26 protein-coding genes are annotated in these 23,857 nt (G+C 52.4%); 21 read left to right on the plus strand and 5 right to left on the minus strand.

Features of this window, described 5'->3' with window-relative positions; genetic code table 11:
- Positions 1-18: 18 nt before the first annotated feature.
- The 10 genes from cheW to MFP24_RS24290 all read left to right on the plus strand — a co-directional run bounded on the left by cheW (position 19) and on the right by MFP24_RS24290 (position 11,006).
- Positions 19-516, plus strand: coding sequence for a chemotaxis protein CheW (gene cheW / locus MFP24_RS21015; RefSeq protein WP_136165920.1), 498 nt, complete (start codon positions 19-21; stop codon positions 514-516).
- A 142-nt stretch (positions 517-658) separates the two neighbouring features.
- Positions 659-2,344, plus strand: coding sequence for a methyl-accepting chemotaxis protein (locus MFP24_RS21020; RefSeq protein WP_249232687.1), 1,686 nt, complete (start codon positions 659-661; stop codon positions 2,342-2,344).
- A gap of 63 nt (positions 2,345-2,407) precedes the next feature.
- Positions 2,408-4,036: a methyl-accepting chemotaxis protein gene (locus tag MFP24_RS21025; protein WP_249232686.1), complete on the plus strand. Its 1,629-nt coding sequence runs from the start codon at positions 2,408-2,410 to the stop codon at positions 4,034-4,036.
- Positions 4,037-4,063: 27 nt separating this feature from the next.
- Entirely contained in the window at positions 4,064-4,936 is an 873-nt protein-coding gene (gene cheR / locus MFP24_RS21030; protein ID WP_249232685.1) for a protein-glutamate O-methyltransferase CheR, read from the plus strand.
- Complete coding sequence (locus tag MFP24_RS21035; protein WP_136165916.1) at positions 4,936-5,988, plus strand: protein-glutamate methylesterase/protein-glutamine glutaminase; 1,053 nt, start codon at positions 4,936-4,938, stop codon at positions 5,986-5,988. Before cheR ends, MFP24_RS21035 begins: the two co-directional genes overlap by 1 nt.
- A gap of 38 nt (positions 5,989-6,026) precedes the next feature.
- Positions 6,027-6,416, plus strand: coding sequence for a chemotaxis response regulator CheY (cheY, locus tag MFP24_RS21040; protein ID WP_249232684.1), 390 nt, complete (start codon positions 6,027-6,029; stop codon positions 6,414-6,416).
- 9 nt (positions 6,417-6,425) lie between these two features.
- A complete protein-coding gene (cheZ, locus tag MFP24_RS21045; protein ID WP_249232683.1) occupies positions 6,426-7,073 on the plus strand; it encodes a protein phosphatase CheZ in 648 nt (215 codons plus the stop codon).
- Between the two features lie 198 nt (positions 7,074-7,271).
- The gene (flhB, locus tag MFP24_RS21050) at positions 7,272-8,423 is read left to right on the plus strand and encodes a flagellar biosynthesis protein FlhB (protein ID WP_249232682.1); all 1,152 of its coding nucleotides are present in this window, start codon (positions 7,272-7,274) and stop codon (positions 8,421-8,423) included.
- On the plus strand, positions 8,416-10,503 hold the full coding sequence (gene flhA / locus MFP24_RS21055; RefSeq protein WP_249232681.1) for a flagellar biosynthesis protein FlhA: 2,088 nt from the start codon (positions 8,416-8,418) through the stop codon (positions 10,501-10,503). The genes flhB and flhA overlap by 8 nt, the downstream gene beginning before the upstream one ends.
- Positions 10,504-10,550: 47 nt before the next feature.
- A complete protein-coding gene (locus MFP24_RS24290; RefSeq protein ID WP_369075417.1) occupies positions 10,551-11,006 on the plus strand; it encodes a flagellar protein FlhE in 456 nt (151 codons plus the stop codon).
- Here the strand turns inward: MFP24_RS24290 and MFP24_RS21060 are convergent.
- The 3 genes from MFP24_RS21060 to flgA form a co-directional block, all read right to left on the minus strand.
- Entirely contained in the window at positions 11,003-11,443 is a 441-nt protein-coding gene (locus MFP24_RS21060) for a flagella synthesis protein FlgN (RefSeq protein ID WP_263458564.1), read from the minus strand. The genes MFP24_RS24290 and MFP24_RS21060 overlap by 4 nt on opposite strands.
- Positions 11,444-11,451: 8 nt before the next feature.
- Positions 11,452-11,748: a flagellar biosynthesis anti-sigma factor FlgM gene (flgM, locus tag MFP24_RS21065; protein WP_249232679.1), complete on the minus strand. Its 297-nt coding sequence runs from the start codon at positions 11,746-11,748 to the stop codon at positions 11,452-11,454.
- Positions 11,749-11,841: 93 nt separating this feature from the next.
- Complete coding sequence (flgA, locus tag MFP24_RS21070) at positions 11,842-12,507, minus strand: flagellar basal body P-ring formation chaperone FlgA (RefSeq protein WP_249232678.1); 666 nt, start codon at positions 12,505-12,507, stop codon at positions 11,842-11,844.
- A gap of 180 nt (positions 12,508-12,687) precedes the next feature.
- On the opposite strand from flgA, the gene flgB reads away from it, so the two are divergent.
- The 11 genes from flgB to flgL all read left to right on the plus strand — a co-directional run bounded on the left by flgB (position 12,688) and on the right by flgL (position 22,642).
- Positions 12,688-13,101, plus strand: a complete 414-nt coding sequence (gene flgB / locus MFP24_RS21075) for a flagellar basal body rod protein FlgB (protein WP_249232677.1) — start codon at positions 12,688-12,690, stop codon at positions 13,099-13,101.
- Between the two features lie 2 nt (positions 13,102-13,103).
- The gene (gene flgC, locus MFP24_RS21080) at positions 13,104-13,508 is read left to right on the plus strand and encodes a flagellar basal body rod protein FlgC (RefSeq protein WP_208230588.1); all 405 of its coding nucleotides are present in this window, start codon (positions 13,104-13,106) and stop codon (positions 13,506-13,508) included.
- A gap of 13 nt (positions 13,509-13,521) precedes the next feature.
- Entirely contained in the window at positions 13,522-14,193 is a 672-nt protein-coding gene (gene flgD / locus MFP24_RS21085; protein WP_249232676.1) for a flagellar hook assembly protein FlgD, read from the plus strand.
- 60 nt (positions 14,194-14,253) lie between these two features.
- Complete coding sequence (gene flgE / locus MFP24_RS21090; protein WP_249232675.1) at positions 14,254-15,450, plus strand: flagellar hook protein FlgE; 1,197 nt, start codon at positions 14,254-14,256, stop codon at positions 15,448-15,450.
- 18 nt (positions 15,451-15,468) lie between these two features.
- Positions 15,469-16,224, plus strand: coding sequence for a flagellar basal body rod protein FlgF (locus MFP24_RS21095; RefSeq protein ID WP_249232674.1), 756 nt, complete (start codon positions 15,469-15,471; stop codon positions 16,222-16,224).
- Positions 16,225-16,243: 19 nt separating this feature from the next.
- On the plus strand, positions 16,244-17,026 hold the full coding sequence (gene flgG, locus MFP24_RS21100) for a flagellar basal-body rod protein FlgG (protein ID WP_249232673.1): 783 nt from the start codon (positions 16,244-16,246) through the stop codon (positions 17,024-17,026).
- Positions 17,027-17,145: 119 nt separating this feature from the next.
- Entirely contained in the window at positions 17,146-17,802 is a 657-nt protein-coding gene (locus tag MFP24_RS21105; RefSeq protein WP_249232907.1) for a flagellar basal body L-ring protein FlgH, read from the plus strand.
- A 10-nt stretch (positions 17,803-17,812) separates the two neighbouring features.
- Positions 17,813-18,922, plus strand: coding sequence for a flagellar basal body P-ring protein FlgI (locus tag MFP24_RS21110; RefSeq protein ID WP_249232672.1), 1,110 nt, complete (start codon positions 17,813-17,815; stop codon positions 18,920-18,922).
- Entirely contained in the window at positions 18,922-19,893 is a 972-nt protein-coding gene (flgJ, locus tag MFP24_RS21115) for a flagellar assembly peptidoglycan hydrolase FlgJ (protein ID WP_249232671.1), read from the plus strand. Before MFP24_RS21110 ends, flgJ begins: the two co-directional genes overlap by 1 nt.
- Before the next feature lie 146 nt (positions 19,894-20,039).
- Positions 20,040-21,662, plus strand: coding sequence for a flagellar hook-associated protein FlgK (flgK, locus tag MFP24_RS21120; protein WP_249232670.1), 1,623 nt, complete (start codon positions 20,040-20,042; stop codon positions 21,660-21,662).
- A 50-nt stretch (positions 21,663-21,712) separates the two neighbouring features.
- The gene (flgL, locus tag MFP24_RS21125; RefSeq protein ID WP_249232669.1) at positions 21,713-22,642 is read left to right on the plus strand and encodes a flagellar hook-associated protein FlgL; all 930 of its coding nucleotides are present in this window, start codon (positions 21,713-21,715) and stop codon (positions 22,640-22,642) included.
- Positions 22,643-22,785: 143 nt separating this feature from the next.
- Here the strand turns inward: flgL and fliR are convergent, their stop codons facing one another.
- Positions 22,786-23,571, minus strand: coding sequence for a flagellar biosynthetic protein FliR (fliR, locus tag MFP24_RS21130; protein WP_249232668.1), 786 nt, complete (start codon positions 23,569-23,571; stop codon positions 22,786-22,788).
- Between the two features lie 2 nt (positions 23,572-23,573).
- Positions 23,574-23,843, minus strand: a complete 270-nt coding sequence (fliQ, locus tag MFP24_RS21135) for a flagellar biosynthesis protein FliQ (RefSeq protein ID WP_239783632.1) — start codon at positions 23,841-23,843, stop codon at positions 23,574-23,576.
- Positions 23,844-23,857 lie beyond the last annotated feature (14 nt).

Raw genomic sequence — 23,857 nt, forward strand, 5'->3', positions numbered from 1 at the left:
GATTAAAGGGTGGAAAACATGACTGGACTTGCAAACGTCACCAAATTGACCGGTGAAACCGTAGGACAGGAGTTCTTGATTTTTACGCTGGGTGATGAAGAGTACGGTGTCGATATTTTAAAGGTGCAGGAAATTCGCGGTTATGATCAGGTAACCCGCATTGCCAATACGCCTGCATTTATTAAAGGCGTAACCAACCTGCGCGGCGTGATTGTCCCGATCGTGGATTTACGCATCAAATTTGCGCAGCAGGAAGTGGATTATGACGATAATACCGTCGTTATCGTGCTGAATCTCGGGCAGCGGGTGGTCGGGATTGTCGTCGACGGCGTGTCCGATGTGCTGTCTTTAACCGCCGACCAGATTCGCCCTGCGCCGGAATTCGCCGTTACGCTGTCAACCGAATATCTCACCGGCCTGGGTTCGCTGGGGGAAAGGATGCTGATTCTGGTGGATATTGAAAAACTGCTCAGCAGCGAAGAAATGGCGCTGGTCGACAGCGTGGCGAAAGTCTGATTTATGCTGATTGGCGGGCCAGCCGGATGGTCCGCTCCTCTCTTTCTTATATTGCCCTTCAATTTGAGAAATCATAAAGATATTTGAAGTAATGCCGATACTAGCGCTGTCACCGGTAGTCGATCAACTCAAAGGATATGATATGTTCAGTCGTATGAAGGTTGTTACAAGTTTGATACTGATATTGGTATTATTCGGCACACTTCAGCTTATTTCGGCAGGCTTGTTTTTTAGCTCTTTAAAAAATGATAAAGGCATTTTCAGCTCGACTCAGGTTATCAACCAGAAGAAAGCGGAATTGGATGCGGTATGGTCATATTTGCTGCAGACGCGCAACACCTTAAACCGGGCGGGCATCCGCGTGGCGCTGGATGCGGAAGGGCGGGGCGCCGGCGCGGCGTTTGATGAACTGCTCAATTTGGCCAAAACCCAGTTGGATTCCGCCGGCGCCCACTTTGGCAATTATGAAAAAACGGCGCTTGCCGCACAGCAGGATCCCAAGGTCGCCCAGGCGGTAAAAGAGAATTATAACGCGCTGCACGGCGCGCTCTCCGAGCTGGTTCAGTTTCTTGCCAATAATGAGTTTGAAAAATTTGTCGAACAACCGACGCAGGGATTCCAGGATAATTTTGAAAAGGCCTATAACGCCTATCAAATCGACAGCGACAGTTTACATCGGACGGGGATCGCGGAAAACGACAAGGCTTATGATTCCTCGCTGTGGGTATTAGGCACCATTATTATTCTGGTGGCGGCATTAACGCTTATCGCCTGGCTGGGCATTCAAAAACTAATCACGCGTCCGCTGCAGTATATCGTTGAACATATTAGGCATATTGCCAAGGGCGATCTGACCAAAACGGTCCATTACCACAGTAAAAATGAGATGGGCATCCTGGCGGACAGTATCCGGGAAATGCAGCATGAATTGGTTACCACGGTAAGCGCGGTGCGGCAAGGCGCCGACGCCATTTACACCGGCGCGACCGAGATCAGCGCCGGCAACAGCGATCTCTCCTCGCGCACCGAACAGCAGGCTTCCGCGCTGGAAGAAACGGCCGCCAGTATGGAGCAGTTGACCTCGACGGTGAAACAGAACGCCGAGAATGCGCGGCAGGCCAGCCAACTGGCGTTGAGCGCCTCGGAGACGGCGCAGAGAGGCGGCAAGGTCGTCGATAACGTGGTGAAAACGATGCACAATATTGCCGGCAGTTCGCAAAAAATCGCCGATATCACCAGCGTGATTGACGGCATCGCTTTTCAGACCAATATCCTGGCCCTGAATGCGGCGGTGGAAGCGGCGAGAGCGGGAGAACAAGGGCGCGGTTTCGCCGTTGTGGCCGGAGAAGTGCGCAGTCTGGCGCAGCGCAGCGCCCAGGCGGCAAAAGAAATTAAAGGTTTGATTGAAGATTCCGTCAATCGTGTCGATGAAGGTTCCGTACTGGTCGAAAGCGCGGGTGAAACCATGGAGGAAATCGTCAGCGCGGTAACGCGGGTGACGGACATTATGGGCGAAATCGCTTCCGCCTCCGATGAGCAGAGCAAAGGTATCGACCAGGTCGGTCAGGCTATCACCGAGATGGACAGCGTCACCCAGCAAAACGCCGCATTGGTTGAGGAGTCGGCTACGGCCGCCGTGGCGTTGGAGGAACAGGTGCGCATTCTCAGCCAGGCGGTGGCGGTATTCCGCCTTGCGGATGCCGGCGCCGACACGCAGCGCGCAACGCAGGCATCAAGCCGGCAAAAACCGGCTCTGCCGGCGATATCCGCGAATACGGAGAAAAAGTCGCAACAAAGCCAGTCTACGGAGAATTGGGAAACATTTTAAAAAAATCAGCATCACCGTTTGGCAAAAGTTTTCTGGCTTAATCAGAACGTTAAAGGACATTCCATGTTTCGACGGATCCGTATTTCTACCTGTGTGTTTTTGTTGTTGATGGTGTTTTTTGTTATGCAACTGGTATCCAGTAGCTTCTCGTTTAACGGGTTCCGTACCGACTACCAGAATTTCACTCAGGTGAATGTGGGAAGCCAGCAGCGGGATGAATTAACCATGAGCTGGGTCGCCTTGCTGCAGACGCGCAATACCTTGAACCGGGCGGCGACGCGCGCCGCCCGCAATGTGGCGCAGGAGCAGGTATCGGTGCTGATGACCAGCGCCAGAGCGTATCTGGCCCAGGCCGATGTCCATTTTAAACAGTATCTTGCGGTGCCCAGAATCACCGATAAGGGCGTGGCGCTGACGGGTAACGTGCAGGCGAGCTATGAGAAGCTGCAGGCCGCCCTGGCTGAATTGATCGTGTTTTTGGACAGCGGGCAGCTACAGCCGTTTCTCGATCAGCCGACGCAGTCTTTCCAGGATAACTTCGAGGCTGATTTTTCAGCCTATGTGGAGTATATCAACGGGCATTTGCAGGTAGCCGCGGACAGTAGCCGACAGTCTTATTCCGACTCCAAATGGTCGTTCGGCATTGTGGTTACCCTGTCGCTCCTTATCACCCTGCTCGGGTTGATTTGGCTGAAAAAGGCTTTGTTGCAGCCATTGGAAACGATGCGTGAGCATTTTGAGCACATCGCCAGCGGTAATCTGGCGGAAAGGATCGCCGACTTCGGACGCAACGAAATAGGCGTGATGTTTAGCGCCCTGCAAAAAATGCAGGCGTCGCTGGCGGGTATGGTTCATTCCGTCAGGCAGGGGACGGACGCCATGCTGCACGGCGTGCAGGAGATCGCCGCCGGCAATGACGATTTGTCGTCGCGCACGGAAGAGCAGGCCTCGGCCCTGGAAGAGACCGCCGCCAGTATGGAGCAGCTGACGTCGATAGTGAAACAGAACGCCGACAATGCGCACCAGGCGGCGAAGCTGGCGCGGCAGACCTCGGTTACCGCGCAGAAAGGCGGCGAAATAACCGGCGATGTGGTGACGACCATGCAGCATATTGCGTTAAGTTCACAAAAAATCAGCGATATCACCAGCGTGATTGACGGGATTGCCTTCCAGACCAATATTCTGGCGCTGAACGCGGCGGTGGAAGCCGCCAGAGCCGGCGAACAGGGAAGGGGGTTTGCCGTGGTCGCCGGCGAGGTGCGCAGTCTGGCGCAGCGCAGCGCGCAGGCGGCGAAAGAAATCAAAGGGCTGATTGATGAGTCTGTCAGCCGTGTCCGCCAGGGCTCCGATTTGGTCGAGTCCGCGGGAAGCACCATGAGCGATATTGTTCGCTCTGTGGCGCAGGTTACCGATATTATGGGTGAAATCGCTTCGGCTTCCGATGAGCAGAGCCGGGGCATCGAGCAGGTCGCTCAAGCCGTCACGGAGATGGACGGCGTTACCCAGCAAAATGCGGCGTTGGTCGAACAGGCCTCTTCCGCGGTGCGTTCGCTTGCCGAACAGGCCGGGATGCTGACCAATACCGTATCGGTGTTTAATCTTGCGTCAGCAAGGGATGAATACCTGATAAATGATAACAACGACAAATCTGCCATAGCCGTAAGGGACAGTTCAGATTGGAAAACAGCCTAGCAAAAATAAATATTCGAGCGGTTTGATATGAAAAGCACACCATCGCCAAATCGCCCCGAACCTGCCTCTATCCTGACGCAGATGGTAGACCGGTTGCCGCTGTCGGACGTCCATTTCCGACGCATCAGCCAGCTAATTTATCAGCGTGCCGGTATTGTATTGGCCGATCACAAAAGAGAAATGGTTTACAACCGCCTGGTGCGGCGTTTGCGTTTGCTGGGGATAAATGATTTCGGCCAGTATCTGGCGCTGCTGGAATCCGACCCCAACAGCGCGGAGTGGCAGGCGTTTATTAATGCGCTGACGACCAATCTGACGGCTTTTTTTCGCGAGGCCCACCACTTTCCGATACTGGCCGAACACGCCCGCCAGCGTCCTAACGGCTATACCGTCTGGAGCACCGCGGCATCCACCGGAGAAGAGCCTTATTCTCTGGCGATGACGCTGGCCGAGGTTTTGGGTAACCGGGTAAGCGGCTGTCAGGTATGGGCCAGCGATATCGATACCCAGGTACTGGAAAAAGCCACCGCCGGCGTCTATCGGCAGGAGGAGTTGCGCTCGCTTTCCCCCCAGCAGATGCAGCGATTCTTCCTGCGCGGCACCGGTCCGCACAGCGGGCTGGTGCGCGTTCGCCCGGAGCTTGCCGCCATGGTGCATTTCCAGCAGTTGAATCTGTTGGCGCCCGAGTGGCCCGTTCCTGCGCCGTTCGACGCCATTTTTTGTCGTAACATAATGATTTATTTTGATAAAGAAACGCAGGAGCGCATCTTGCGCCGATTTGTTCCGTTGCTTAAACCGGGCGGGCTGTTATTTGCCGGTCATTCAGAGAATTTCAGTCAGATCAGTCGGGAATTCTATCTGCGAGGGCAGACTGTTTATGGACTGGCTAAGGAAAGATAATGAGCAAAATTAGAGTGTTGTGTGTCGATGATTCTGCCCTTATGCGCCAGATCATGACGGAAATCATTAACAGCCACCCGGATATGGAAGTGGTCGCCACGGCGCCCGACCCGTTAGTCGCCCGCGACTTGATCAAAAAATTCAATCCGCAGGTATTAACGCTGGATGTCGAAATGCCGCGCATGGACGGACTGGATTTTCTGGAAAAACTGATGCGCCTGCGTCCGATGCCGGTGGTGATGGTGTCGTCGCTGACCGGGAAAGGTTCTGAAATCACCCTGCGCGCGCTGGAGCTGGGCGCCATCGATTTCGTGACCAAACCGCAGTTGGGGATCCGCGAAGGCATGCTGGCCTACAGCGAGCTTATCGCCGAAAAAATCCGCACGGCCGCCAAGGCGCGGCTGCCACAGCGCAGCGATAGCCATGAGCCGATGGCGATTATTAAGCATACGCCGTTGCTCAGCAGTGAGAAGTTGATCGCCATCGGCGCATCGACGGGGGGAACGGAGGCGATACGCCACGTATTGCAACCGCTGCCGCCCACCAGCCCCGCCTTGCTGATTACGCAGCATATGCCGCCGGGATTTACCAAGTCATTTGCCGAACGTCTGAATAAACTCTGTCAGATTACGGTGAAAGAAGCCGAGGACGGCGAACGTGTTTTACCCGGGCACGCCTATATCGCTCCCGGCGCCCGGCATCTTGAACTGGCGCGCAGCGGGGCGAATTATCAGGTGCGGTTGCATGACGGCCCGCCGGTTAACCGCCACCGTCCATCGGTTGATGTATTGTTTCGCTCGGTTGCGCAGCATGCCGGGCGAAATGCCGTAGGGGTCATCCTTACGGGAATGGGAAACGACGGAGCCGCCGGTTTGTTGGAACTTCATCAGGCCGGTTCCTATACCCTGGCGCAAAATGAAGCCAGCTGCGTGGTATTCGGTATGCCGCGCGAAGCTATCGCCATGGGCGGCGTCGACGAAGTGGTGGATCTGCACCAGGTCAGTCAGCGGATGCTGGCACAAATCTCTGCCGGACAGGCATTACGTATATAAGCAGCTCGCGGTGAGCAATAAATATTTTAGGAGTAGGTATGGCCGACAAAGAACTCAGGTTTCTGGTAGTGGATGATTTTTCGACAATGCGCCGCATTGTTCGCAACCTGCTGAAGGAACTGGGCTTTAATAACGTAGAAGAAGCGGAAGACGGCGCCGACGCGCTGAACAAGCTTCGCGCTGGCGCTTTCGATTTCGTCATTTCCGACTGGAACATGCCTAATATGGACGGTCTGGAACTGCTGCAAACCATTCGCGCGGACGCCTCGCTCTCCAAGCTGCCGGTATTAATGGTAACCGCGGAAGCGAAGAAAGAAAATATTATCGCCGCAGCCCAGGCTGGCGCTAGCGGCTATGTGGTTAAACCATTTACTGCTGCGACCCTGGAAGAGAAGCTGAGTAAGATTTTCGAAAAACTGGGTATGTAAGGGGATCTTATGACGTCACATCCAATGCCGCCCGTAAATGACAGCGCTTCGGCCACTGAGATTATTTCTCGCATCGGTCAATTGACCCGCATGCTGCGCGACAGCCTGCGCGAGTTGGGGCTGGACAACGCGATTGCCGAAGCGGCGGAAGCCATTCCCGACGCCCGCGATCGCCTTGATTATGTCGTGCAAATGACGGCCCAGGCCGCAGAGCGGGCATTAAACTGCGTTGAAGCGGCCCAGCCGCGCCAGAATCAGCTGGAAGCCGACGCCAAATCGCTGAAGACCCGCTGGGATCAATGGTTTGAAAATCCGATTGAGCTGGCCGACGCGCGCGAACTGGTCACCGATACGCGCAGTTATCTCGAGGGCGTGCCGCAGCATACCTCGTTTACCAACGCGCAACTGCTGGAAATCATGATGGCCCAGGACTTCCAGGATCTTACCGGTCAGGTCATCAAGCGCATGATGGATGTTATTCAGGAAATTGAAAAACAATTACTGATGGTGCTGCTGGAAAACATGCCGGAGAAACCCGCCGCGCCCAAACGCGCCAACGACGGTCTGTTAAACGGTCCTCAGGTGGATAAAACCGCGGCGGGAGTGGTGTCTAACCAGGATCAGGTGGATGATTTGTTGGATAGCCTCGGTTTTTAAGCCGCGGCTATTTTAGTTATACGTTATTTTTTCTTAGGGTGGTGGTCAGAGCTTCTGTCCGCCACATCTTATGTTGTATTCATTACTATCCGCGAAACAGTCGTCGGTTTCTCCTCTTTTTCTCCCCATCAGAATTGCCGTGATTTGTCATGCTAGGCAGAAAATTGCTATCTCAATCCTAAAAATCAGGAAAGTGTCGTGGCCGAAGAGAGTGACCTTGAGAAAACGGAAGCGCCCACCGCTCATCGCGAAGAAAAGGCTCGCGAAGAAGGTCAGATCCCCCGATCCCGAGAGTTAACTTCTGTATTGCTACTGGCTGCCGGTCTTTCGATTATGTGGTTCGGCGGCGAAATAATGGCTCGCAAGCTGTCCGCAATGATTGCTCAGGGATTACGTTTTGAACATGAGTTGATAAACAATGATAAGCAAATGCTTATGCAGTTAGACATTTTGCTTAAGCAAGCGGTTTCGGCGCTGTTACCCTTTATGGGCGGCGCTGTTCTGGTTGCGATAGCGGCGCCAATGTTGTTAGGAGGGGCGCTCTTTTCGACAAAATCGTTCAAGTTTGATTTAAACAAGCTGAATCCGCTTAGCGGCCTGAAACGTATGTTTTCATCTCAGGCTCTGGCCGAGTTATTTAAAGGCATCTTGAAATCATTGATGGTAGGAGGGATTGCCGGGTGGTTTTTATGGAGCCATTGGCGAGAGATATTGCACCTGATCTCCGAACCTCCCATTGCTGCACTGGGTGATGCCCTGGGAATGGTTTTCATTTGTGGGTTATTCGTTCTGATAGGGCTAATTCCCATGGTTGCCTTTGATGTGTTCTGGCAAATCTGGAGTCATACTAAAAAATTGCGTATGACTAAACAGGAAATACGTGATGAACATAAAGAGCATGAAGGGGATCCGCATGTTAAAGGACGAATTCGTCGGCAACAGCGGGAAATGGCAAGACGGAGGATGATGGCGGATGTTCCCAAAGCCAATGTTATCGTAACCAACCCGACGCACTATGCGGTCGCGCTGCAATATGATGATAAAAAAATGAGCGCGCCCAAATTATTAGCCAAAGGCACCGATGAGATCGCACTGCGTATCCGCGAATTGGCAAAAGAACATCGTATTCCTATTCTGGAAGCGCCGCCTTTGGCTAGGGCGCTTTATCGACATACAGAAATTGGTCAGAATATACCGGCACAGCTTTATGCGGCGGTTGCCGAAGTGCTGGCATGGGTTTATCAACTTAAACGCTGGCGTCGGGAAGGCGGATTGATCCCGAGGAAACCTAAACATTTACCGGTACCGGCTGAGCTGGACATTGCTAGAGAGAATATAACTGATGGCTAATCTGGCCGCACTGCTTCGTTTACCCACAAATTTTAAAGATACCCAATGGCAGATCCTGGCGGGACCGATACTGATCCTGTTGATTCTGTCGATGATGGTATTGCCATTGCCGCCTTTTGTTCTGGATCTGTTGTTCACCTTTAATATTGCGCTGTCGGTGATGGTATTGCTGGTCGCGATGTTTACTCAGCGTACGCTGGATTTTTCAGCCTTTCCTACTATCCTACTGTTCTCTACGTTATTGCGACTGTCGTTGAATATCGCGTCAACACGCGTGGTGTTGCTGGAAGGGCATACCGGCGGCGCCGCTGCGGGGAAAGTGATTGAAGCTTTCGGCCACTTTTTGGTGGGCGGTAACTTCGCTATCGGGATTGTGGTATTTATTATTCTGGTTTTGATCAACTTTATGGTGATTACCAAAGGAGCCGGGCGTATTGCGGAAGTAGGCGCGCGCTTTGTGCTGGACGGCATGCCTGGTAAACAGATGGCGATTGACGCCGATCTTAACGCCGGATTGATCGGTGAAGCTGAAGCGAAAAAGCGCCGGTCAGAAGTTACCCAGGAAGCTGATTTTTACGGGTCGATGGACGGCGCCAGTAAGTTTGTGCGCGGTGATGCGATAGCCGGGCTGATGATTATGGTGATCAATATCGTCGGCGGACTGTTGGTCGGTATGCTGCAGCATGATATGACGCTAAGTCACGCAGCGGAAACCTATACGCTGTTGACCATTGGCGATGGATTGGTTGCTCAGATTCCGGCGCTGGTCATTTCCACCGCGGCTGGTGTTATTGTGACCAGGGTAAGCTCCGACCAGGACGTCGGGCAGCAAATGGTTTCACAGCTTTTCGACAATCCCCGAGTCATGTTGTTGTGCGCCGCGGTTATCGGGTTAATCGGCATGGTTCCCGGAATGCCGAATCTTGTCTTCCTATTGTTTGCCGGCGGATTATTAGCTGGTGTCTGGCTGTTAAGGGGGCGAGATATTGATGCGAATAAAGCCGCTGTTGCACCGGAAGCTAAAAAAGAAAGCCAGCCCCTGGTTGAAGCCACCTGGTCGGATGTCCAACTGGAGGATGTGCTGGGCATGGAAGTGGGATATCGGCTTATCCCTATGGTAGATGCTCAGCAGAACGGTGAGTTAATCGGCCGTATTCGCAGCATCCGTAAAAAGTTTGCCCAGGAAATGGGCTATTTACCCCCGGTGGTGCACATTCGCGATAATCTGGAATTGCAGCCGGCCAGTTACCGGATTCTGATGAAAGGCGTTGAAATCGGTCATGGTGAAGCATTTCCAGGAAAATGGCTGGCCATTAATCCAGGCAATGCGGTGGGGAAACTCGACGGCGACGTGACCAAAGATCCGGCTTTCGGACTGCCGGCTTATTGGATCGACAGCGTGCTGAAAGAACAAGCGCAAACGCAAGGCTATACGGTTGTTGAATCCAGTACGGTAGTCGCTACGCATTTAAACCATCTGATCACGCTTTATGCCAGCGACCTGTTTGGCCGCCAAGAGGCTCAGCAACTGTTGGATCGCGTAGCCAAAGATATGCCGAAATTGGTTGAGGATTTTATTCCCGATGTGGTCACGCTGACCACCTTCCATAAGGTGTTGCAGAACTTATTGACGGAGCGGGTCTCTATTCGTGATATGCGTACGATTATTGAAACCCTTTCCGAGCATGCGGCGGTGCAAAAAGATCCAAATGACCTGACGGTTGCGGTCAGGGTGGCATTAGGTAGAGCGATCACGCAGCAGTGGTTCCCCGGCAGCGGTGAAATCCATGTTATAGGGCTGGGTACCGGGTTAGAAAAAATGCTGATGCAGGCATTACAAAATGGCGGCGGTCTGGAGCCAGGTCTGGCCGATCGCTTGTTGCAGCAGGCTCAGGAAGCGGTACAGCACCAAAAAGATCTGAATGCGCCGCCGGTGCTGTTGGTTAACCATGCTCTGCGGCCGCTATTGTCTCGTTTTTTGCGGCGCAATTTCTCTGATTTGGTGGTTCTTTCCAACCACGAAGTCAGCGATAGCCGTCAAATCCGTATGACCTCAATCATTGGAGCAAACGCTAAATGAGTCAGGTAGCAGAGGGCGCCGTAGGTATTTCTGTCTCGTGCGTCGTTATGCGAAAGCGTCTGGGGCATGTAGCTCGTTGTCGTCGCCTGACACGTGGAATATTGGCGTTACCGTTTCTTTTTACGATTGATGCCGTTCAGGCAGAGGGAAAAAGCGGCAGTTGGAGCGATGAGGGGAAGCAATGGGTATTAAGCCAGCGCGGGAGGCCGACGGTTTCTCCTCTTTTCAGCGTATCAGAGAAACTGCCACGCAGTGCGCGAGTCACATCGGTGCATTGGCAATACAAGCTTACGCGAAAGGCATTACCTTCAGGATTGAAAGTAATGCTATGCACGTCGGTTCGTTGTATGGAGCTACGTGGAGGAAAGGGGACCAGTCTTGCATTTACCGGAGATTGGGCGGGACATGAATTTTACTTTTCGTTCTCTCTGCCTGGCAAGGGACCAATAAAACCCCCGATACGCATACTCAAATCACAATTGATTGTTAATTATAAGTATTAACCACCAAACTTATTGCCTTGGTGGTAGGGAATAAATTGCGATGAATACCCGTCCGGGCCGTACAGGTTATTATTACTTTTGGTTTTCAATAACTCTAGAGCTTCATTTGTGTACTTCATATGTTGGCGCAGCAGCAGATCGTTACGGCGATTGTTTTGACTCAGCGCTTGCGTCAGCAATTGAATCTCTGACCACAGCGTATGTAATTCGCTCTGTTCAGAATAAGGGGCGCTCAAGTTACTCTGCTGCTCCAATTTTTGCCGTTGAACATCAAAATGACGCAGTGAGGTCAATTGTTCGCTTTTATTCTCGGTGACGCGATGCAACAGCGCGCTATTTACCACTCCGGCACTGAGTTCGAGTTCTTCCTGCTGTAATGTTTCCTGCAACTGTTGCAGCAAGGTCAACATTTTCTGTAATACCGTATTTATAGTCATATCCTGTATCAGTCTTGAGTTAAATCATCAGATAAAGAGATTAACTTATCGGCAATTTTGCCGACATCGATCTGCAACTCACCCGCCTGAATGGCTTGCTTCAGGTTTTCAACCTTTCCCAAATCAATGTCTTGTGTTCCAGGCTGCATGAGTTGAGCCTGCGCATTGCTCAAGATAACCTGCGTTTCTTTTTCTGTCCCACTGCTTACCGAAGCCGCCTTGCTTTTTTGCGCCTGAAAGGTATCGGCTTCTTTGCTTTGAATCGCCTGGGGGGAAGCTACAGGTTTGGCACCACTGATGCTCATAACGCCCTCTCTATTATTCTGTTGTCGTCATCATGCAATATTTTTCTGCTTAGCACTAGTATCGGCCATGTCGGCGGCGTCTTTAATTATAATTCATTGCCCGACTATTACCGTTCCCGCGCCGCTAACCACCCCTTCGATGATTTGTCCTGAATCCATCCTGATGCGGGTTTTACCGTTGATAGCGGCGTTGTTCATCACTTTCCCTTGATTGGTGATGCTAAAACCTTCGCCGGTAATGGTCACTGACACCGTCTGCCCGGCGCTGACAGCCCAGGGATGACGCAGCATTCTATCGCTAATCGTCTGTCCGGCGCCAATCGCCCGTTGGCTGATACTGCCGACAACCTGATCTGTTTGCATAATCGGCGCGATGGTGAGCTTATCTATTCGTCCTTTGCGCCATTTAATATCGACATCGGTAATTTTATGATTAATGGGAATACTCCTGGCTGCGACCAGATAGCGCCCGCTAATTTGGATTTCCGTAGCCAGATAATATCTGGCCGTGCCGCATACCATTTTTATATTGACGGTGCCGCCCGGTTTCTTGCGGAAGGGTAGGGAGAACTGTGGATTGGAGCAATCGATGGTATTATCTTTGGCGCTTTTTAATTTTACATTTACGGTTGCCGAGGGAATATCGATCTGTTGGCGTACGAAGGCTGTAACCTGTTCGCTTAAATCAATTGCGCTGGCTGTTGCATTAAGTGTGGTAAGACACAATATCGCCGTATAATATCGCGCAACACAACGCATTAATCATTCTCCGCAGGTTTCCTGTTCAAGATAGTTTACCTGCCAGCGCGTCCCGCCAATGGCAAAAATAGCTCATCATTTCTTCTTTATTCCGGCGATAGGGTTTCCCCTGCTGCCTCTATGCTACCCATAACAGAAATTTTAGCCTGACTTTATTCTGCTCTTGGGGAAGGGGGTAGCATGCTTGATAAATTGGAAGAGAATTTTCGCTTCCAGCAGGAGGCGTTAAATCTTAGAGCCCAGCGACAGGAAATTCTGGCTGGAAACATCGCCAATGCAGATACGCCGGGCTACCAGGCTCGCGATATCAACTTTTCCAGTGAATTGACCAAAGCCTTAGAAAAAGGGAGGGCCGCCGGTGGTTCGCTGGCGATGGCGACCACTTCGGAGCGGCATATTCAAAATCAAACCACATCCAATACCGCCCTGGATCTGCTGTACCGGATTCCAGACCAGCCTGCTCTGGATGGCAATACCGTGGATATGGATCGGGAAAGAACCAATTTCGCCGATAACAGCCTGCGTTATCAGACCGACCTCACGGTGTTAAGCGGTCAGATTAAAGGCATGATGTCCGTGCTAGAGGATAAATAGCTATGTCTTTGTTGAATATCTTTGAAATTTCGGGCTCGGCGTTGACCGCGCAATCTCAGCGGATGAACGTCAGCGCCAGTAACCTGGCGAATGCCGACAGCGTGACCGGACCGGACGGCCAGCCTTACCGCGCCAAACAGGTTGTCTTCAAGGTTGCCGCCCCGTCAGGTCAGGAAGTCGGAGGGGTACAGGTGGACAGCGTCATAGAAGATACCTCCCCGGATAAGCTGGTTTACCAGCCGGGAAATCCGCTGGCGGACGAGCGCGGTTACGTTCGTATGCCCAATGTCGATGTCACGGCCGAGATGGTGAATTCCATTGCTGCATCCCGCAGCTATCAGGCTAATGTCGAAGTGCTCAATACCACCAAGACCCTGATGCAAAAGACATTAACCTTAGGACAATAACAGGAGCACGTTTATGTCAATCTCCGTTTCGCTTACCGAATCGACAAATAGCAGTACCGCCACTACAAGCAGCACCAGTTCATCGGACAGCAGTAGCGGGTTGTACGATCAGTTCCTGACGCTATTGGTGGCCCAGTTGCAGAATCAGGATCCAACGGATCCGATGGATAACTCCGAAATGGTCAGCCAGTTGGCGCAAATCAGTACGCTTTCCGGTATCGAAGAACTGAATACCACCCTTGCCTCTATCAGCACGCAGTTGGATACCAGCACAGCGTTGCAGGCCGCCTCGCTGGTGGGCAGGGGGGTGCTGATCGACGGGGACAGCATAGTGGTTGGTGAAGATGGCTCCAGCACGGCTTTCGGCATCGAACTTGAAGATGACGCCAGTAACGTAACGGTGACTATCTCTGATTCCAGCGGCAATACAGTTCGTACGGTGGAATTAGGTTCGCAAAGCGCCGGCGTTCTGGCCTATACCTGGGATGGCACCAATGATAGTGGAGAAACCGTGGATGCGGGAACTTACACTTTCTCGGTCTCGGCCACCTCGTCCGCGGGCAGCAGCGTGACGGCAACGGAGTTGAGTTATGCGCAGGTATATGGCGTCAGTACGGATGATTCCACTCTCAATCTTGGCCTGGCGGGAACCGCCACGCTGGACGATGTGAAGCTGATTATCTAACCTCCTTTCGTTAGAACAGCACATATCGATAGAAGAAAAATTTTAATCAAGGGGAACCAAATGGGTTTTTCACAAGCAATCAGTGGATTAAGCGCGGCTTCCAACAATCTGGACGTTATCGGCAACAATATCGCCAACTCTGAAACGACGGGGTTTAAAGCAGCGACGGTGACGTTTGCCGATGTGTACGCCGCCTCCGCTGTTGGTCTCGGGGTAACGGTTGCCGCTGTGACGCAGGATTTCTCCGACGGTACGGTAACAAGTACCAACGTGGGCACGGATGTGGCCATCTCCGGCAATGGTTTCTTCCGCCTGATGGATAGCAGCGGCAACGTCTACTATACCCGGGACGGCGCGTTTACCACGGACTCTTCGGGCAATCTGATTCATACCGCCAGCGGCTACTACCTGACCGGTTATTCCGCCACAGACGGCACTGTCAACGTCGGCGCGGAACCCATCAACCTGAGTATCGATACCAGCGGCATGGCGGCTACGGCCACCACCAGCGCCACCATCGTGGCGAACCTGAATTCCAGTGCGGATGCCATCACTGCGACTTTCGATGCTTCCGACTCCAGCACTTATAGCTATACCGACACCGTGACTACCTACGATAGCCTGGGGAATACCCACAATATCGCCTTCTATTACGTTAAGAGTGATAGTAATACCTGGGATGTCTATGCGGTCGACACCAGCGTGGACAATGCCGATGTCCAGTCTCTGGGAACGCTGACCTTTACCTCAAGCGGTACGCTGGAAAGCTCTACCGTAGGCTCTGTGGCATTGACGTCTCTGAACGGATCTGAAGCAACGAGTTTCAGCGTTTCCTATACCGGCACCACCCAGCAAAACAGTGACAGTACGGTGAGCAGTAAGACGCAGGATGGTTACTCCGTAGGCACATTGAACTCTTATACCATCAACGATGACGGCACCATCACCGGCACCTATTCCAACGGTAAAACCCAGACCCTGGGGCAGATTGTGTTGGCCAGTTTTGCCAATACTTCCGGCCTGTCGTCGGAAGGAACCAACTTATGGTCGGCAACCGCCGCCGCCGGGCAGGAAATACTGGGTATCGCTGGCAGCGGAACTTTCGGCGCTCTGACCAGCGGCGCATTGGAAAGCTCTAACGTCGATCTCAGCGCGGAATTGGTAAACCTGATCGTCGCGCAGCGCAACTACCAGTCCAACGCCCAAACCATCAAGGCACAGGATGCGATCCTGAACACGTTGGTTAACCTGCGTTAATTGAACTAAAGAGGCCATATGGATCACGCGATATATACGGCAATGGGCGCCGCCAGCCAGACGCTGGAGCTACAGGCGATTACCGCCAATAATCTGGCCAATTCATCCACGCCGGGGTTTCGTGCTCAGATCGCCGCGATGAGAGCCGTACCCGTTGAAGGTCTCTCGCTGCCAACCCGCACCCTGGTGGTGGCTTCCACCCCCGGAGCGGATACCACACAGGGACCGCTCAACTATACATCGCGTTCACTGGACGTTGCCGTACAGGACCAGGGATGGCTGGCGGTGCAATTGCCGGACGGCGGAGAAGCGTATACCCGCAATGGCGCCATTCAGGTGAATGCCGACGGACAGATGCAGATTCAAGGGTATCCGGTAATAGGGGATGGCGGCCCGCTGGAAGTGCCGATCGACGCCAGTATCAGCATTGCGGCGGATGGCACGGTCTCCTCGCTGGGCAACGGGGATGACCCTAACACCATAGGCGCGGTGGGAAGATTGAAACTGATCAGCGCCACCAACGATCAACTGGTGCGCGGCGAAGACGGATTATTCCATGCGGCGGCAACCGCCGAGCAGCAGGCGGGCGCTGCCTTACCGCAGGACGATACGGTAAAAGTGATGTCCGGCGTGCTGGAGGGAAGTAACGTCAATACGGTGGAAACGCTGGTGGATATGATCAACAACTCCCGGCGTTTCGAAATGCAAATGAAGGTGATCTCGAATGCGGATGACAATGCCGGACGGGCTAATCAACTGTTATCCATTAGCTAATTGGTTTGAGGAATAAAACATGATCCGCTCTCTCTGGATTGCCAAAACCGGGCTTGATGCCCAGCAAACGAACATGGATGTTATTTCTAACAACCTGGCCAACGTCAGCACCAACGGTTTTAAACGTCAGCGCGCCGTATTTGAAGATCTGTTGTATCAAACCTTACGTCAGCCGGGCGCGCAGTCAACGGAGCAGACCACGTTACCATCGGGGCTACAGCTGGGTACCGGGGTGCGCACCGTGGCTACTGAACGGTTACATAGCCAGGGCAGTTTGGAGCAGACTGAAAACAGCAAAGACATTGCGATCAACGGCCAGGGGTTTTTCCAAATCCAGATGACCGACGGTACCACCGCCTATACCCGTGACGGCTCATTCCAGCTCGATTCCAATGGACAGTTGGTCACCTCCAGCGGTTATCCGGTTCAGCCGGCCATCACCATCCCAGACACCGCGCTGACCATGACGGTATCCAGCGACGGGGTGGTTAGCGTCACAACCCAGGGACAAACGGCAACGACGCAGGTCGGGCAACTGACGCTGGCGACTTTCATTAACCCCACCGGATTACAGAGTATGGGCGAAAACCTGTACCAGGAAACAGAAAGTTCCGGCGCACCGACGGAGTCTACGCCGGGTCAGAACGGCGCAGGTACGCTTTATCAGGGCTATGTGGAAACGTCGAACGTAAATGTGGCGGAAGAACTGGTTGATATGATTCAGGTGCAGCGTGCCTATGAAATTAACAGCAAGGCGGTATCGGCATCAGACGCCATGTTGGAACGGTTGTCCCAGCTATAAAGGGCAATCAGGCAATTCAGCCTGATAAATAAATAAAAGGGTGAGGCATGTTGTGTTATCGCGGTCATAACTGCGGCTTTCTGCGTCAGCAGGGGTGGGTAGCATTACTGTTAACGGTTATGGCGTTTATGGTCGGCGGCTGTGCGTATATGCCGCGCACGCCATTAGTTGAGGGAGAAACCAGCGCACATCCCGCTCCGGCATCGCTGGTAGCGACGAATGGTTCATTGTTCCAGTCCGCTCAACTGATGAATTATGGCTATCAGCCGCTGTTTGAGGATAGCCGCCCGCGTAATGTTGGCGATATCCTGACGATTACCCTGCAAGAGGATGTCAGCGCGAGCAAAAGTTCGTCTGCCAATGCCGGCAGAACGAGTTCGGCTTCGTCGGGACTCACCGCTTTACCTACGGCGCTTATGGGGCTGCTGGGGAATGGCAAAGTGGATTTGGAGGCTTCCGGCAGCAATGATTTCGATGGTTCCGGCGGCGCCAGCGCCCAGAATACCTTTGATGGCACGATTACCGTAACGGTTAGAGAAGTCCTGGCTAACGGTAACCTGAAAGTAGTCGGGGAAAAACAGATCGCCATTAATCAGGGCACCGAATACATTCGTTTTTCCGGCGTGGTGAACCCGCGTACGATTACGGGTAGTAATTCCGTGGTTTCAACACAGGTGGCGGATGCCAGAATTGAATATATTGGTAATGGTTATATCAATGAAGCCCAGAATATGGGGTGGCTGCAACGCTTCTTCCTCAATGTTTCGCCATTTTAAGGAGAATAGCATGAGAATCGTCAGCCTGATGGTGATGTTATGTGCCGTATTCCAACTGGCAGTATTCCCCGCATCCGCCGAGCGGCTGCGTGATCTTGTTGATATTCAGGGAGTGCGTGACAATCCGTTGATTGGTTATGGATTAGTCGTCGGGTTGGACGGCACTGGCGATCAGACCACCCAGACCCCGTTCACCACCCAGGGCTTGAACAACATGCTGTCTCAACTGGGGATTACTATTCCCAGCGGCACCAACATGCAGTTGAAAAATGTGGCGGCGGTAATGGTCACCGCCAATTATCCGCCTTTTGCCCGTGCCGGACAGAGGATTGATGTTGTGGTTTCTTCACTGGGATCGGCGAAAAGTCTGCGTGGCGGAACATTGTTAATGACCCCGCTGAAAGGCGTGGATAATCAGGTCTATGCTTTAGCTCAGGGTAACCTGTTGGTTGGCGGCGCTGGCGCGTCGTCCGGTGGCAGCCAGGTTAAAATTAACCAACTGGCGGGCGGCAGGATTAACGGCGGCGGGATAATCGAACGTGAACTTCCTACTACTTTCGGTGAACATAATCGTTTGGTACTGAATCTTAAACAGGAAGATTTCAGCGTCGCCCAGCGTATCAGCGATGCCATTAACCGACAAAATATCGCCGGTGTCGCCCGCGCGCTGGATTCCCGTACGGTTGAAGTTTCTATCCCCGCGAATAATAACCAACAGGTGCGTTTTTTATCCCAGATTCAGGATATCAACGTGGATGTAGGGGAGCTGGATGCCAAAGTTATTATCAATTCCCGCACAGGCTCGGTGGTAATGAACCGCAATGTGATGCTGGACTCCTGTGCGGTGGCCCAGGGAAATCTGTCGGTAGTGGTCGATCAACAGCAGCAGGTCAACCAGCCGGATACGCCGTTTGCCGGAGGGCAGACTGTTGTCACGCAGCAAACCGAGATCTCCGTTCGTCAGTCTGGCGGAGCATTGCAACGCGTTAACTCCAGCGCCAATTTGAACGCGGTGGTCCAGGCGATGAATGCCTTGGGTGCGACGCCGATGGATCTGATGTCGATTCTTCAGTCAATGCACAGCGCCGGCTGTCTTAAAGCTGAAGTTGAGATAATCTGATGAAGAACGTGATTAACGCGACCGAGCAGTCTTCTGCGGTATATGACGTTAACGCGGTGAACAGTCTGCGCCGCCAGGTGAAGCAGAACGATCCGGCGGCGCTGGAAAAGGTGGCCCGCCAGTTTGAGGGACTGTTCGTCAATATGATGCTGAAAAGCATGCGTTCGGCGTTGCCGCAGGACGGCATGTTGAATAACGATCAAACCCGGCTCTTTACCAGCATGTACGACCAGCAGATGGCCCAGGATTTATCGGCTAAAGGACTGGGACTGGCCGAGATGATCATCAAACAATTGGGGCAGCAGCATAACGATATACCCGCTGACAGCGTGGGTAAAGTAGCGATGCCGCTCGATCAGGAACGATTGGCGGTCAGTGAGTTACCTCCCGCGTTGATTGGCGAGTTTTTACGTCGCGAGCAGCAGCGAGATAATGCTGACGCACAGCAGGCGGCGCAACCACTGCGGCAAACGTCATCTCAATTCACCGACAGGCTTTCCATTCCTTCCATGATAGCCAGTTTGCAGAGCGGTATTCCCCATCATTTGATTATGGCGCAGGCGGCGCTGGAATCGGGCTGGGGACGGCGTGAAATTACCACCGTCGATGGAAAGCCCAGCCATAACATTTTTGGCGTGAAAGCCAGTGATAGCTGGACAGGTAAAGTCACGGAAGTGATGACGACGGAATTCGAAAATGGCCGGGCATATAAGACGAAAGAGCTGTTCCGGGTTTACGACTCTTATCTTGATGCGCTGAACGACTATATCTCGTTGCTGACCAAAAACTCGCGCTATAAGCCGGTGCTGGAGGCGAAGAGCGCGGAAGACGCGGCCTATGCGTTGCAACGTGCCGGCTATGCCACCGATCCGAACTATGGCGATAAGCTGGTGCAGATCATCGGCCAGATAAAACAGTCTGCACAACAGGCGGTTAAAGCCTATACCAGCGACCTGAACTCATTATTTTAACAATAGTGCCCCTGCCGTGGACGGTTTTGCAAAATTATTCATCTTGTTTACTCAAGTTTTCCCGCCAACAGACGATAAGAAAGTTAACTGAAATATTTATTCTGGCTGCTTAGTCGGTGTATGAAAAAAGGAAATAAGGAAATGTCATGGCGAGTTCGTTGACCAGTATTGCCTCTTCCGGCCTCAAAGCTGCGCAGATGTTGCTGAATACCACTTCTAACAACATCACCAATGTCTATACCGATGGCTACAGCAGGCAGACTGTGACGTTGTCGTCCACGACAACTTCATCCGGGGTAACGATATCTTCCGTCAATCGAGCATATGAAGAGTTGACGGTGGCCCAGTTGCGCAACGCATCAGCCAGTTATGCCGCAACCAGTTCCTATTATGATCAGATCTCCCAGATCGACAGCCTGTTGTCGAGCGATGACTCCAGCATTGATACTCTGCTGTCTAACTTTTTTTCCAGCCTAAGCTCTCTTAGCGCCAACGCCAGCGATTCTTCCGCTCGTCAGGCGGTGCTTAGTAGTGCGGAATCGCTGGTGACGCAGCTACAAACGATTGATGATTACCTCACGTCGATGGACTCGGCCATCAATCAGCAAATCACTACCTCCATCGATCAGGTTAACAGCTATGCCGAGCAAATCGCTGAATTGAACGAGCAGATTGCCAAACTGGGTAGCGATAGCAGTTCAGCCAATGCCTTGCTGGATCAACGAGACCAGTTGATCAACAAACTGAACGATATAATCGGCGTCACGGTCAGTACTCAGGACGATTCCGTCGTTACCGTCTCTCTCTCCAACGGCATGACATTGGTGCAGGGAAGTACGGCCTATAGCCTGACGACGGTAACTGACAGCACCGACACTTCTCGCCTGACTATCGCCTATGACAATGGATCCGGTAATCTGACGAACATCAACGAGAGCGAGATTAGCGGCGGCAGCATTGCCGGTCTGTTTGCGGTACGTGACGATATTGATAGTACGCGCAATACGCTGGGGCAGATTGCGCTGACGTTGGCCAGCAACCTGAACGAGTTGCAGAGCGAAGGATACGATTTGAGCGGGGATGCCGGCACGGATTTCTTTACTTACGACGATCCGTCCGTGAGCGCTTATACCACCAATAGCGGCAGCGCTTCGCTGACTGCTGCTTATTCTGATACCAGTGCGGTGGCAGCCAGTGACTATACTCTGGCCTATAAGGATGGTAACTGGACGGTGACCAAGGTCTCCGATGGTTCGACGATCGACTACACCACCAGCACCGATGGTGACGGCAACACCGCTCTGACTTTCGATGGCTTGACGGTTACTGTTTCCGGCGCAGCTGATTCCGGCGATTCGTTCACCGTTGAGTCGGTAAGCGGCGTCATCTCCAGCCTGTCCGTGGCGCTAAGCGATGGTTCGCTCATCGCAGCGGCCGGAACCACGGACGGAGATAGCGACAACAGCAATCTGACGAAGATGCAGGCATTGCAGACCTCGGACCTGATCAATGGCACTTATACGTTGACGGAGAGTTATGCGGCCCTGATTGGCAATATCGGGGTAAAAACCAGTTCGGCAGACAGTCTTTCTACTTCCCAATCGACAATCGTGACAACGCTCACGGAGCAGCAGCAGTCGGTGTCCGGGGTCAACCTGGACGAGGAGTATGTCAACCTTACTGCCTATCAGCAGTATTACTCCGCTTGTGCGCAGGTGTTGTCTACCGCCAACAATATCTTCGACTCGCTGTTGTCGGCGATCAACTAAATAAATAGATAATTGGCACAAATTAATGAAACACAGTAAGGATGGTAGTCATGCGTCTTAGCACCAGTGTGATATATCAGCAGCAGCTCAGTTCGATGATGAAACTTAGCTCCGATCTGGCGACTGCCGCGGAACAGACTTCGTCCGGCATTCGGGTGAGCAAGCCTTCCGACGATCCGGTGGCCGCAGCTCAGGCCGTCCTGCTGTCGCAAACGCAAGCTAGCAGCGAGCAGTATTCTACCGCGCGCAGTAACGCGGAAAACAGTCTTGCCGTGGAAGATTCCACGCTGGATGAGGTTGTCAATGTTATCCAGAGCATCCAGACGCTGCTTGTAAAGGCCGGAAATACCACCTATAGCGATGTAGACCGGGAATCGATGGCCACAGAACTACAAACCTACAAGGATCAACTAGTAGCGCTGGGAAACAGTACAGACGGCAGCGGCAACTATATTTTTGGCGGTTATGCGACGGGTAGCGAGCCTTTTAGCGTGGCGGACGATGGCACGGTAACTTACAACGGCAGCAGCAGCGCTATTTCGCTGAGCGTGTCTGGCAGCCTGAATATCACTATTGGCGATACCGGTACCAGCATCTTTGGCGATAACGGCAGTAATATTTTCGATATCATCGACAGCGTGCTGACTTCTCTGGGAACTTCATTGGAAGACGCGGACAGTGGCATGACGCAGGAAGAATATAGTGCGTCAATCAACGCGGCGATCGGTACGATGAGCGAGCAACTGGACGACGTGCTCACCGCTCAGACCGCCCTGGGTGGCAAACTGACCGCCATTGATTCGCTGAACAGTCTTAACTCGACTCTGGATATCGTCTATTCCGGCCGAATGACCGATCTGGTGGAGATCGATTTTGCTGAAGCGACCGCTACCTACAGCATGTTGCAGGTGGCGCTACAGGCTTCCGCTTACGTAACCTCTAGCATGATGTCAATGTCGTTGTTTGAGATGAATAGCTAATTTATGCGATAGCAAAAAATTTAGCGTGCTAAACCGGGCACGTTTTTTAGGTGTATCATTTGATTAATTTAATCATTGATGCACCATTTTTTATGGCTTAATCAATCCCTCTCGATAGCACCGTTTTATTTATCAACTTATTGTTACCGTACAATAAATTCCCTGATAATCATCGCCAACACGTCAAATAACTCACTGAACACGTGCTCTGAAAACGGTGCAAACAGCGGCATCAACAATCCAATGGTTAATATTCCGATGGTGAGAGTGATTGGGAAGCCGACGACAAAGACGGAGAGCTGAGGTGAAATTCGGTTTAAAACACCCAACGATATATTAATAATCAACAGGAACGTGATTAAAGGAAGAGAAAACATCAGTCCGTTAATAAAAACCAAGCCGCCCGTTTGAGCAATGGATAGAAAAATATTGCTATTGATTAAGTCCTGATTGATGGGAATAAGATAAAAGCTGTCGGCCAATAATGAAATAAGCCACAGATGTCCGTCGAACACCAGGAATAGCAGCATAGCGAACACATTGAAAAAACGGGATAATACTGAGGTATTGGCGCCACTCGATGGGTCGAAGAAAGTTGCAAAGGATAATCCCATCTGTAAGCCGATAATTTCACCGGCCAGGCGAAATACGGCAAAAGCCAACTGCATGGTGAAGCCTAGTGAGATGCCAATCAGTACCTGCTTTATTAACAGCCAAACACCGGGGACGGAAAAAATGGGCGTACTTTCGACCGTCAGGTTTGGCGCCACCAGAACGGTACACAGGAAAGCGAGACCGATTTTCACCTTACTGTCGATGCCTTTTTCGCTAAATAGCGGTGCCGTGGCAATCAGCGCCAATAGCCGCACGAAGGGCCAAAAAAATAGCCCTAACCAATAGGTTAAATCGGCGCTGGTGACGTCTATCATTATTATCCAATAATTGTCGGCAGGTTACTGAAAAGCGTGCGCATATAGTCCAATAACAGATTAAGCATCCAGGGACCGGCAATAATGATGGCGGTAAATACGGCCAGAATCTTGGGAATGAACGATAGCGTCATTTCATTGACCTGTGTAGCGGCCTGCAACAGGCTGACGATCAGGCCGGTCAGCAACGCCGCCAGCAACAAAGGGGCGGCAAGGGCAAGGGCGACTTTCATCGCTTCATAACCAAGCGCCATAACCGATTCAGGTGTCATGATAATAATCCCGG

Origin of the sequence: Brenneria tiliae, assembly GCF_023347575.1 — a bacterium.
Lineage (GTDB): Bacteria > Pseudomonadota > Gammaproteobacteria > Enterobacterales > Enterobacteriaceae > Brenneria > Brenneria corticis.

What these genes read in the sequence shown, in the direction of transcription:
- cheW (WP_136165920.1), top strand. Translation starts at nt 19, where the DNA reads ATGACTGGACTTGCAAACGTCACCAAATTGACCGGTGAAACCGTAGGA.
- MFP24_RS21020 (WP_249232687.1), top strand. Translation starts at nt 659, where the DNA reads ATGTTCAGTCGTATGAAGGTTGTTACAAGTTTGATACTGATATTGGTA.
- MFP24_RS21025 (WP_249232686.1), top strand. Translation starts at nt 2,408, where the DNA reads ATGTTTCGACGGATCCGTATTTCTACCTGTGTGTTTTTGTTGTTGATG.
- cheR (WP_249232685.1), top strand. Translation starts at nt 4,064, where the DNA reads ATGAAAAGCACACCATCGCCAAATCGCCCCGAACCTGCCTCTATCCTG.
- MFP24_RS21035 (WP_136165916.1), top strand. Translation starts at nt 4,936, where the DNA reads ATGAGCAAAATTAGAGTGTTGTGTGTCGATGATTCTGCCCTTATGCGC.
- cheY (WP_249232684.1), top strand. Translation starts at nt 6,027, where the DNA reads ATGGCCGACAAAGAACTCAGGTTTCTGGTAGTGGATGATTTTTCGACA.
- cheZ (WP_249232683.1), top strand. Translation starts at nt 6,426, where the DNA reads ATGACGTCACATCCAATGCCGCCCGTAAATGACAGCGCTTCGGCCACT.
- flhA (WP_249232681.1), top strand. Translation starts at nt 8,416, where the DNA reads ATGGCTAATCTGGCCGCACTGCTTCGTTTACCCACAAATTTTAAAGAT.
- MFP24_RS24290 (WP_369075417.1), top strand. Translation starts at nt 10,551, where the DNA reads ATGCGAAAGCGTCTGGGGCATGTAGCTCGTTGTCGTCGCCTGACACGT.
- MFP24_RS21060 (WP_263458564.1), bottom strand. Translation starts at nt 11,443, where the DNA reads ATGACTATAAATACGGTATTACAGAAAATGTTGACCTTGCTGCAACAG.
- flgM (WP_249232679.1), bottom strand. Translation starts at nt 11,748, where the DNA reads ATGAGCATCAGTGGTGCCAAACCTGTAGCTTCCCCCCAGGCGATTCAA.
- flgA (WP_249232678.1), bottom strand. Translation starts at nt 12,507, where the DNA reads ATGCGTTGTGTTGCGCGATATTATACGGCGATATTGTGTCTTACCACA.
- flgB (WP_249232677.1), top strand. Translation starts at nt 12,688, where the DNA reads ATGCTTGATAAATTGGAAGAGAATTTTCGCTTCCAGCAGGAGGCGTTA.
- flgC (WP_208230588.1), top strand. Translation starts at nt 13,104, where the DNA reads ATGTCTTTGTTGAATATCTTTGAAATTTCGGGCTCGGCGTTGACCGCG.
- flgD (WP_249232676.1), top strand. Translation starts at nt 13,522, where the DNA reads ATGTCAATCTCCGTTTCGCTTACCGAATCGACAAATAGCAGTACCGCC.
- flgE (WP_249232675.1), top strand. Translation starts at nt 14,254, where the DNA reads ATGGGTTTTTCACAAGCAATCAGTGGATTAAGCGCGGCTTCCAACAAT.
- MFP24_RS21095 (WP_249232674.1), top strand. Translation starts at nt 15,469, where the DNA reads ATGGATCACGCGATATATACGGCAATGGGCGCCGCCAGCCAGACGCTG.
- flgG (WP_249232673.1), top strand. Translation starts at nt 16,244, where the DNA reads ATGATCCGCTCTCTCTGGATTGCCAAAACCGGGCTTGATGCCCAGCAA.
- MFP24_RS21105 (WP_249232907.1), top strand. Translation starts at nt 17,146, where the DNA reads ATGGCGTTTATGGTCGGCGGCTGTGCGTATATGCCGCGCACGCCATTA.
- MFP24_RS21110 (WP_249232672.1), top strand. Translation starts at nt 17,813, where the DNA reads ATGAGAATCGTCAGCCTGATGGTGATGTTATGTGCCGTATTCCAACTG.
- flgJ (WP_249232671.1), top strand. Translation starts at nt 18,922, where the DNA reads ATGAAGAACGTGATTAACGCGACCGAGCAGTCTTCTGCGGTATATGAC.
- flgK (WP_249232670.1), top strand. Translation starts at nt 20,040, where the DNA reads ATGGCGAGTTCGTTGACCAGTATTGCCTCTTCCGGCCTCAAAGCTGCG.
- flgL (WP_249232669.1), top strand. Translation starts at nt 21,713, where the DNA reads ATGCGTCTTAGCACCAGTGTGATATATCAGCAGCAGCTCAGTTCGATG.
- fliR (WP_249232668.1), bottom strand. Translation starts at nt 23,571, where the DNA reads ATGATAGACGTCACCAGCGCCGATTTAACCTATTGGTTAGGGCTATTT.
- fliQ (WP_239783632.1), bottom strand. Translation starts at nt 23,843, where the DNA reads ATGACACCTGAATCGGTTATGGCGCTTGGTTATGAAGCGATGAAAGTC.